General features: G+C 54.4%; 3 protein-coding genes and 1 pseudogene. 3 read left to right on the plus strand and 1 reads right to left on the minus strand.

Features of this window, described 5'->3' with window-relative positions; genetic code table 11:
* The 3 genes from NW839_RS09535 to NW839_RS09545 all read left to right on the plus strand — a co-directional run.
* On the plus strand, positions 1 to 1,287 hold a 1,287-nt coding region (locus NW839_RS09535), incomplete at its 5' end, for a glycosyltransferase (RefSeq protein WP_414380603.1).
* 201 nt (positions 1,288 to 1,488) lie between these two features.
* Positions 1,489 to 3,456, plus strand: coding sequence for a tetratricopeptide repeat protein (locus tag NW839_RS09540; protein ID WP_414351056.1), 1,968 nt, complete (start codon positions 1,489 to 1,491; stop codon positions 3,454 to 3,456).
* Between the two features lie 232 nt (positions 3,457 to 3,688).
* The gene (locus tag NW839_RS09545) at positions 3,689 to 4,411 is read left to right on the plus strand and encodes a hypothetical protein (RefSeq protein WP_414351054.1); all 723 of its coding nucleotides are present in this window, start codon (positions 3,689 to 3,691) and stop codon (positions 4,409 to 4,411) included.
* Here the strand turns inward: NW839_RS09545 and NW839_RS09550 are convergent.
* A pseudogene (locus NW839_RS09550) lies at positions 4,408 to 4,910 on the minus strand (serine/threonine protein kinase); the annotation flags it as partial. The gene NW839_RS09545 and the pseudogene NW839_RS09550 sit on opposite strands and share 4 nt — an antisense overlap.

Raw genomic sequence — 4,910 nt, forward strand, 5'->3', positions numbered from 1 at the left:
GACGAACTTTTGGCGCCCGGCACCTACTGCGACACCTACAACTCCGAAGCCCAACTCCTGGAGAAAATCCACTACTACCTAGACCATCCCCAGGAGGCCATTCAAATTGCCCGCCGCGCTTATCACACTTTCGACCAACACTGGCATCCCCGCCACCGCATTCAGAACCTGCTGGACTGGGTGTTTGGGGGAGAGCTGCCGGAGCCCTTTCGTTACTCGCCCCGCTCTGATGTGCGCTACTTTGTCAGCACGGCCAGCTCTGCCTGGATAGACACACGACTAGGAATCTACGAGCCCATTCAAGAGCTGCATCGCGTGCAGGAGCGACTGAGGGTATTTGTTGGCCGAGGCTGTCCTGGGGTGATAGCCGCGGACTTGCTGGACTTGCCGCGGCTGGAGCTGTATGTGGAAGAGGGGTTTGGGGATCCGTGTGCCCTGCTGCAGCAGGTTGGAGTGCCCGAGCGAGTTCATGAGGTGAGGGGGGAGCCAGCCAGTTGGCCTAGTTTTGATGCGGTGGTGTGCACAGCTGAGGACTTGCAGCGGCTGGGGCGGCCTTTGAGAACCAGCTTTGCTTTCATCCTGGGAGAAGACACCCAGCTCCTCTTTGCCAATGCGGGAAACATAACAGAAACTTTTCTCATTTACTTAGTCCAAGGCCGCAGCTCCGTTCCGTCAGCTTGGCTGTGGGGGTACGAAGGCGTCGAGTACGAAGGAACGGTGGCCAGACTTAGTCGAGTCTATCAGCCTGCTGTTTCTGTTCTTTCTGATGTCAGGGTTGTCGTGGATGTGAGGGCCGGGGTAGGTGTGGCCAGCGCTTGTTTCAGGACTTTTCACCCTGAGGCGGCCATTCATTGTTTCGAGACGAACCCTTTGGCCTTGCACCTACTGCAGCAGAATGCTTTGACTTTGGAGAACTGCTTTGTGCATCCGGTGGGGCTGGCGGGGCAGGATAGTTGCAGAACCCGTCGCCTCTGGCCGGAGGATCCTCAGGCCGAGTGGGGAGTGGAGCAGCTGCTCCCTTTCCGGGAAGCCAGGGCAGCCCTCAAGGAGTTGGGTTTGGAGCCCATCGATGTGCTCAGGGTGGCTACAGGTGGAGATGAGGTGGAGGTGTTGACCAGCTTGCAAGAGCAGCTCAAAGACATCAAGGTGATTTACGTGGAGTTTACTTCTGAGCAAGACCGCAAGCAGATTGACCAGATGTTGGATCCCTCTCATCTCCTCTGGCAGGGGGAGATTTCTCAAGGTAACTACGGCTGTCTCTGTTACCTGAGCAGAGCTTACGTTTAGGTAAAGTAGCTGAACAAAGTAAAAAAATGAGCCACGGAGCGGAACAAATACGACTCTCTCTCAGATCTAAGCTTCCTCTTTAGGTCTACCTGCATGTTATCTTGCCTGTAAAGTCATCTTATCCCCAACTGAACTGACTATAACTGGAAAAAACTATACTGGGCAGACAAGTCAGGAGAATTTCTAGCCATCTTGTAGTAGATGTCAGACTGGATACTTACAAACAAACTTCTGGCCGGGATCCGAGCTCAGCAGGCAGGAGATCTGCGGCAAGCAGAGGCCATTTACTCCGAAATCTTGGCGGATTTTCCTGAGCAAGCCGACGCTTTGCACCTGCTGGGAACGGTGGCCCAGACCAAGGGTGATTTGGAATGGGCAGCTGCGCTAATTGCCGAGGCTATTGAGTTAAATCCTTGCGTAGCTCTTTATCATCACAACTTAGGCGTGGTCTACGAGTCTTCGGGCCAATGGGAGAAAGCCTTATCCTGCTACCAGCAGAGCTTAAACCTCAATCCCGATGCCACTCTTTCCGCCTTTCAAGCTGGCAAGATCCTCGTTAACTTACGTCGCTGCGAAGAGGCGATCCCCCTGCTCAATTCCCTGTTGGTAAACTCGGATCGAGCAGCAGGGATCCCTTTGGAAGAGGTGCATCTGAATCTGGCCATCGCCTGCCGAGATCAAGGAGAACACGCTGTTGCCTTGGATCACCTGGAGAAAGCATTGGCTTTGGATCCCCAGTTAGAACAGGCTCGTTGGTTTTATCATCTCTACTTGCCGGCAGTCTATCAGAGTGAGGAAGAGCTCAACTCCTTTCGTGCTCGCTTTGTTGAGCACCTGGATCGTCTTATTGAGGAAACTCCCCTAGAAACAGAGGAGCAACGTCGCACAGCGCTGTGGGCATCAGGACTGGGAACCAATCACTACCTACAGTACCAAGGCTACAACGACCTGGATTTACAGAAAAAATATGCCCAGTTTGTTCAACGTATAGTCAACGCTTGCTATTCCCAGTGGAGATATCTTCCTCACCAATCCCAGCCAGAGGATCCCATCCGAGTTGGGTTTGCCTCAGCTTCCATGCGAGCTTGCTCTTACAGCCGCTTATCTCTGGGTTGGGTTAAGTACCTGAACGCCAATTGGGCTGATGGACAGGCTAACTCGGAGCGAAAGTTTCAAGTCTTCGCCTATCACTTGGATCCCAGAACCGATTTCATGACAGACCGGTATCGTCAATATGCCGATGTGTTTCGACACATTCCCACCGGACTTGAGGATGCAGCCCGACAAATCCTACAGGATCAGTTGGATATTTTGGTGTATTTGGAGATCGGCCTTTCGCCTCTCATTCTGCAACTGGCTTCCCTGCGACTGGCACCGATACAGTGCTCCACTTGGGCTCATCCTGTAACTTCTGGGCTTTCTACGATTGACTATTTCCTCTCCAGCGATTTAATGGAGCCAGAGGATGCTCAAGAACATTATAGTGAAACCCTGATTCGTTTACCTCATTTGGGCACTTGCTTCGAAAAGCCGGTTTTGCCTCAGCAAAAGCGCTATCGTGAGGATTTCGGCCTGCGTGAAGATGCAGTGGTTTACCTAGCTTGTCAATACTTGGGTAAATATCTGCCCCAATATGACTATCTTTTTGCCGCTATTGCTCAGCGAGTGCCCAACGCTCAATTTGTTTTTTTGGCTCTACCCAATGCTGCTATTGCCCGACAATTTCGGGAACGGCTCACCCGGGCTTTTTCTTTGTATGGCCTCAATGTAGAAGACCACTGCCTGATCCTGCCCGGATTGGATTATCAAGACTACTTGGATCTCAACCGCTGTGCCGATCTTATGTTAGATTCCTATGGCTGGTCAGGTGGGATCACCACCTTAGAGGCCGTTGCGGTCGGATTGCCTGTGTTCACTTGCCCTGGAAAGCTGATGCGGGGGCGGCATACCTATGCCATTCTCAAAAGAATGGAGCTGGACAGCTTAATTGCCTCGGATCTGAAAAGCTATGAGGATTTGGCCGTAAAACTGGGATCCGATTCTGAGTTTCGCTACCACATGGCTGAGGAGGTTCGGCAGCGATGCCACCTACTCTTCGAAGATCGAGAATGTGTGGCAGCCCTGGCCCATTTCTTCCTCACCAGGAAGCCCGACGCCAGTAGTGGTTAGCCCACTGCGAAAAAGGGTTTTGCTCTGGATCCCTTCCTGAGGACAAAATTGGCTCAACGGCCCCACTACGCCCTTGAAGCTCCCTTCTCGAGGTCAACAGCGGAACAGCCCCCCCAGGCCGGTGCAAGCCTAAACGTGGGAAAATCCTGTCAGTGATCTGCATTTTGCTGAGAATTGCTCAGAGCATCGTAATCTAGAGGAACATTGACATCCGGTGTCCGGAGGAGTGCTTATGCCAGGGCCAGCATCGAATGCTTCTAGAACTCCGCAGGGATCCCTGCAGAGGGTTTTCTTGGGCCTTTTGGCCTCGGCTGCGGTTTTGGCAGGTTGTGGAGGAGGTGGAGGGAGCACACTACCGCCTCTGGTGAATGTCTGTGAACAAGCCTTCAGCCCAGACTTTTTCGCTTCGATTGGCCTCCGCCGACAGGGGGATAGGCGCAGTGGAACCTTGGGGCCGAATAGCCTTTTGGAGTTTTATTTCGATGCCGCCGGCAATATTCTGGATGCTCGCACAACTCCGCCGCCTCCCGGCACGTTTACCTTCTATTCAGATGCGTTTCTTTACTTCCCCTCTGCAGCCAACGTTACCGGGGTTACAATCCGGCTGACCAGCCCGGTTTTCGACCCGCTATTGGTCATCGGCAGCTTTGACAGCAACCGGAGATTGGATCCTGACGTTTTTGTAAATGATGATGCTGCCCCTGGCAACTTTACCACCTCTCAGCTAACCATCCCCGTGCGGCAAAACCGCTGCTACTTGCTCCAGGTGCAAAGCTACTGGGCGCAAAATGCCTCTCCAGCCGCTGGGCCGGGCAGCCCTGGGCGAGGCCCTTACACCATCGAAGTTGTGAGCGAAAGCTTTGCTGCTCCTCCTCCACCGCCTCAACGGCAACAGAAACCGGACGATAGGGAAGACGGCGGCGGCGGTGATCGGGGAGGAGGCGTAGGTATTTAGCTCTGCCGTGTGAGCCTAATGGCGAAGCTGGCGCTACCACAGGTAGCCGTTCCTCGAATCGAGCGCCCGTCAGCGCTGACAGTGCCGCTCCAAGTGATGGTTGGGGTGCCACTACCCGCTGCCTTACCGCTGACAGAAAGTTGGTTGCCGATGAGCTGGCCACTGCGTTCGGAAAAGCTGAGAGAGGAAACGCTGATCTGGTTGCCCTCCTGACGAATGGAGACGGTTTCCTGGACGCCAGCCGCAACATTGACCTTGCACAGGGATCCCTGCCAGATAAAAGATCCTCCCTCGTAAAGCCACTCGCCGCTGAGGGCCAGCTCTGCCGCAGGCGTTGGCGTTGCCGGGGCAGGTGTGGCGGTGGGAGTAGGAGGTGGAGGCGGGGTGGGGGTAGGAGTACGAGGGACAAGCGGGGTGAATCGAGGGATAGGGGTAAGCGTCGGTGTCGGAGTGGGTGTTGGTGCTGGAGTCGGGGTGGGTGTCGGTCTCGGAGTGGGTG

This window comes from Synechococcus sp. R5-15, from assembly GCF_047462035.1.
Classification (GTDB): Bacteria; Cyanobacteriota; Cyanobacteriia; order Thermostichales; family Thermostichaceae; genus Thermostichus.

Bases quoted from the DNA above. Each gene is read 5' to 3' on its own strand.
- NW839_RS09545 (WP_414351054.1), top strand. From the start codon at position 3,689: ATGCCAGGGCCAGCATCGAATGCTTCTAGAACTCCGCAGGGATCCCTG.
- NW839_RS09540 (WP_414351056.1), top strand. From the start codon at position 1,489: ATGTCAGACTGGATACTTACAAACAAACTTCTGGCCGGGATCCGAGCT.